Below are 4,395 nucleotides of genomic sequence, written 5' to 3'. Positions count from 1 at the left end.
AATGAGCAAGGTGGACTTTATTCACGAGTGATAGGCTTTGCACGTAATCAGTTGAAAGTAGGTATGATGAATATAGTTTATAACATGAGGCGGTTCGTGACATTAAGTAGGAAAAGTGCGCCTGCAATTTGAAAAAAGGAAGAACTATCTCTTTTTGTAAGATAGTAGTTAGCACTGTAGAGCCCATAAAACGTGAATTTTGGTGTCAAATAATAAACAATCGTATTTACCTTCTATAATTTAAGATCTTTCCTAAAAATATTGAAATTTTGGTAACATTTTTAGAGGTACCCGACTGTTTTAGTAAATTCTGTCGTACAAGCATGAGGGCAAAACCGAGTAGGTTTTCACCTTTCCATTTGGCGGGATTGGTCGCATCAGCGTGATCAGCGGCTAAACCAATACCCCAAATCCGGTCGACCGGGCTTGCTTCAACAAGAACACGTTGCTGGGTACCTAATAAATAGTCCTGTAGTGTCGGGTTTTGGCTGAATTTTGCTAAATTTCCCTTTACGACAATATCAAAACGATTTGCGCACCAAACTCTTTCATCAAAGCCAATAATTTCGCGTCCTAAGCGTTTTGCTTCACTTGGGTGGCTTGTGGTGATAATTTTTTTATACAGCCTTTGGTCATTAAATGACTTGGCTTTTTCTGCCATCATATAGTGCTCTGCTGTGTGGTAGAGCACACCATCAATACTAAAGGATGCCTGGTACCACTGACTAAGGCAGCTCTTATTGACCCCAGAATCTGGTTTTTGATGTCCCCAAAAAAATAAATATTTAATATTAGCACCTGCCTCGACAGCAGTAATGAGATTATTGATCGTTATGATTTTGTCTGGATGAGCTTTTGATTTCATAGGCTGTATCTGGTTACTACAAAAATGCTTACAGTGTTGTTTGTTTTATCAGGCTATTATTGCGGTCTGTGCTGATATCTTTGTCATGTGCCAGTGAGTATAACATATACTCAACACGAATCATTTTATACGCAAGATTGGTCAATACCGATTACGAAGGTAGCTATCGTAATAACATTCTGTATCTTGCTGTATGTTTAGTTTGTTTAGGGAGGTTATCTTCATGTTAAGGTGGTTCGAATTTAGCCGTACCAGAATTAAGGAAATGGATGTTGAGCAGTTTTCTAGTGAAGAGCTGTTAACAAAAGCTTGTTGGATTGATGCACAGGAACCTGAGGAGCAGGAGCGTTTACAGCTTGAACAGTTATTACGTACAGAGTTACCGGAGTCGGATGAGGTTGAAGAAATTGAAGCATCTGCGCGCTATTTCGTTGATGCGGCTGGTATCCATGTTCACTCATTATTTTTAACTCAGACTGAGGGGCGCCATAAGACCGCTGCTGTAGCGTTTATATTACAGGCTAACCGTTTGATCACTGTGCGAGATGAAGAACTTGCAGATTTTCGTTTGTTTCGTATGCGTGCTCGTCGTACTCCAGTTGAGGAAGAATCTCATCAGTCAGTAATGATTTCGTTATTTGAGCAAAAAGTAGAGCACTTGGCTGATGCGTTGGAAGATATTCACAATGACTTGGAAGCAGTTAGTCATTTAGTGCTGGAAGACAATGATGCTGACCTTGAAGATGCGATTGATAAGTTAGCCAAGTTAGAAGACAGTAATGGTAAAATACGCTTATGTCTGATGGATACACAGCGTTCGATTTCATTTTTACAGCGTCACTTACGTCAATACCCTGAATTGCAGCAACGTTGCTGGGAAATAATGCATGACGTCGAAACCTTGATGTCTCATACATCTTTTTTATTTGATAAAATAAATTTTTTAATGGACTCTACACAAGGGTTTATTAATATCGAACAAAACCAGATTATTAAAACATTTTCTATCGCTGCAGTCGTATTTTTACCCCCAACGATGATTGCCAGTATTTACGGTATGAACTTTGAATATATGCCTGAGCTCAAGTGGTTATTGGGGTATCCTTGGGCAATAGGGTTAATGATTCTTTCTGGTATTGCACCTTATTGGTACTTTAAACGGAAGGGGTGGCTGTAGCGGTTAGTGGTCCATGCTTTGTGCATGGGCCACTCGTATTGCAGGAATGAGTATATTGATTTGTAAGTTTATTGCTTTTGCCACGACATAATAACTTCTGGAAAACCTGTATGAGTATCTGTTTGCTCATATGAATATTGAAAGTGACTGTGAGTATAAAAAGCAATACTTTTGAGATTATCCTTATATACCGCTAACTGTAAACTGTTACGCAGTGATTTTGCTTTATCAAGTAGCTTAGTTCCAAACCCGTTTCCTTGGTGCTTTGGTGAAACAAACAGGGCTGCCAAAGTATTTTCATATAGGGAGATGAAGCCAACTGTTTCATCTGCTGAGGTATAGATGTAAGTTTCAGATTGCGGAATATATATGTCACGCATATCACTCATTTTGGACTCCCAAAAAGAGCGATCAATAAAACTATGGGATTCGATAGATGCATCAAGCCAGATATTGAGTATCGAATCAATATCTGATGATTTATAGGGCTTAATCATAGTTATTTTATTTCACAGGTTGTACCCAACAGTACGAAGGGTTTTAAAGTACTAATCAATGTAGGCATTTTTTAGCATATCTAAGTTACAGTCGACAATAGATGTTAAATGTTGTGTAATTTTATCTGCAGGTCAGTTCCACCACGCAATTTTTAGCAGCTGGACAATGGTTGTCTGATCGAAACGGTATTTGACTATTTGTGCAGGATTTCCTCCAACAATACAGTAGTCAGGCACATTTTTGGTGACAACTGACTTACTCGCAATGATGGCACCATTACCAATCGTGACACCAGGCATGATTGTAGAGTCATAGCCAATCCATACGTCATTGCCAACTATAGTATCACCTTTAAATGGAAGCTCTCCAGGCCTAGGCATCACCTTTTCCCAGCCTTGTCCAAAAATTTGGAAAGGGTAGGTGGAGAATCCTGATATCTTATGATTTGCGCCATTCATGATGAACTTAACATCTTTTGCGATAGCACAGAATTTACCAATGATTAATTTATCGCCGATAAAAGGAAAATGGTATAGAACATTATTTTCAAATCGCTCTGGACCTTCTGGATCATCATAATAGGTATAATCGCCGACAATAATATTTTCTCGACTAATAAAATTTTTTAGAAAACCGACTTGGGGGAATCCCTTCATTGGCTCTTTATCGTCTGGGCTTGGTCCTACCAAAACTGTCTCCTATAGTATTTGTTTCTTGTTCTTATACTGGGTTCTTTAGCTATTAGCAAGTTACTTTATATCCATAATAAAGGCTGTTGGATGCTCCAACATAAACTGTGTTAGAAGTATGCGTTCCGAACAGGCATGGCATTATATCATCTGGTTGACTGCTAAAATAAAAAGCATGGGTATTTTGAATCATGATTATCTTATGAGGAAAGGACATGCCTTAATGAATGCTAATAGCATCTTGTTATACTTCATGCTATCAAGTATCTCTTTGATGATAGAGAAAGCTTATGGTGAAGTTAAAGATGATTCAATAATAGCAGTAGCGTCTATTTTTCCACCTTTTCAATATTTGGATAAGGGTAATCTTAAAGGTATTTCAATAGATGTTATAGAGGCTGTTTCTCAAGAAACAGGCCTGGTGATTGAATATAGAGTAATTCCTTGGAAACGGGCTTATAAGTACACACTTTCCAAACCAAATACCTTCATTATGGCGATATCGAGGATACCTGAACGAGAGCCATTTTTTAAATGGGTTGGACCTCTTTATAACACACAAATAAAGCTTTATCGGCTTGCTAGTAGAGATGATATTTTAATAGAAGATTTATCAGATGCAAAACAATTCAGGATAGGCACTGTAAGAGGCTACGCATCAGAAAGTTACTTGCTTTCTAGAGATTTTAAGTTGAATGTTCAAATATTCAGTGATGCTACTACAGAGTATAATGTTAAAAAACTATTAATGGGTAGAATTGACCTTTTAGTTTCAACTGATTTGACGCTTTCGTACTTGGTTAAGATTGAAAACATAGATGTTAACTTAATAACTGACGCTTTTAAGCTTGGTGATCCTATTAAAGATTACTTTGGGTTTAATTTACAATACTGTGGACACTTTTTGGCTGAGAGTCGTAGGTTGTACCAAAGATAGAAACTGCGAGAATGCGGTTATCAACGTCGTATTGTCACAGGAATCTATCTTTGGAAAGCATAGTAAAAACGGTTTTACGCTCAATGTCCAACGTTAATAAACCTCAACGCACATTTATAGCCGCATTGTTGACGACATTAATCGTATTTCAAGGCAAGGCAACCTATAGAAATATGAACCGTTACAGTGATATGAGTGAAAAACGTTTTAGCCGTTGGTATAGCCGGGC

4 protein-coding genes and 1 pseudogene are annotated in these 4,395 nt (G+C 37.9%); 2 read left to right on the top strand and 3 right to left on the bottom strand.

The window, feature by feature from the left end; all coding sequences use genetic code 11:
- Positions 1-226 precede the first annotated feature (226 nt).
- The gene (locus tag F607_RS31815; RefSeq protein WP_084611412.1) at positions 227-865 is read right to left on the bottom strand and encodes an NADAR family protein; all 639 of its coding nucleotides are present in this window, start codon (positions 863-865) and stop codon (positions 227-229) included.
- Between the two features lie 223 nt (positions 866-1,088).
- On the opposite strand from F607_RS31815, the gene corA reads away from it, so the two are divergent.
- A complete protein-coding gene (gene corA, locus F607_RS0125150) occupies positions 1,089-2,042 on the top strand; it encodes a magnesium/cobalt transporter CorA (RefSeq protein WP_027710231.1) in 954 nt (317 codons plus the stop codon).
- 68 nt (positions 2,043-2,110) lie between these two features.
- On the opposite strand, the gene F607_RS0125145 is transcribed toward corA, so the two are convergent.
- Both F607_RS0125145 and F607_RS31810 read right to left on the bottom strand, forming a co-directional pair.
- A complete protein-coding gene (locus tag F607_RS0125145; RefSeq protein ID WP_027710230.1) occupies positions 2,111-2,539 on the bottom strand; it encodes a GNAT family N-acetyltransferase in 429 nt (142 codons plus the stop codon).
- Positions 2,540-2,590: 51 nt separating this feature from the next.
- Positions 2,591-3,196 (bottom strand): annotated as a pseudogene (locus F607_RS31810) (Vat family streptogramin A O-acetyltransferase).
- A 151-nt stretch (positions 3,197-3,347) separates the two neighbouring features.
- On the opposite strand from F607_RS31810, the gene F607_RS33260 reads away from it, so the two are divergent.
- The gene (locus F607_RS33260; RefSeq protein ID WP_051311824.1) at positions 3,348-4,166 is read left to right on the top strand and encodes a substrate-binding periplasmic protein; all 819 of its coding nucleotides are present in this window, start codon (positions 3,348-3,350) and stop codon (positions 4,164-4,166) included.
- The last annotated feature ends 229 nt before the right edge of the window (positions 4,167-4,395 follow it).

Origin of the sequence: Zooshikella ganghwensis DSM 15267, from assembly GCF_000428585.1 — a bacterium.
GTDB lineage: Bacteria > Pseudomonadota > Gammaproteobacteria > Pseudomonadales > Zooshikellaceae > Zooshikella > Zooshikella ganghwensis.
The sequence above is the reverse complement of the archived record's forward strand: the minus strand, read 5'-3'. Positions and strand labels throughout refer to the sequence as shown.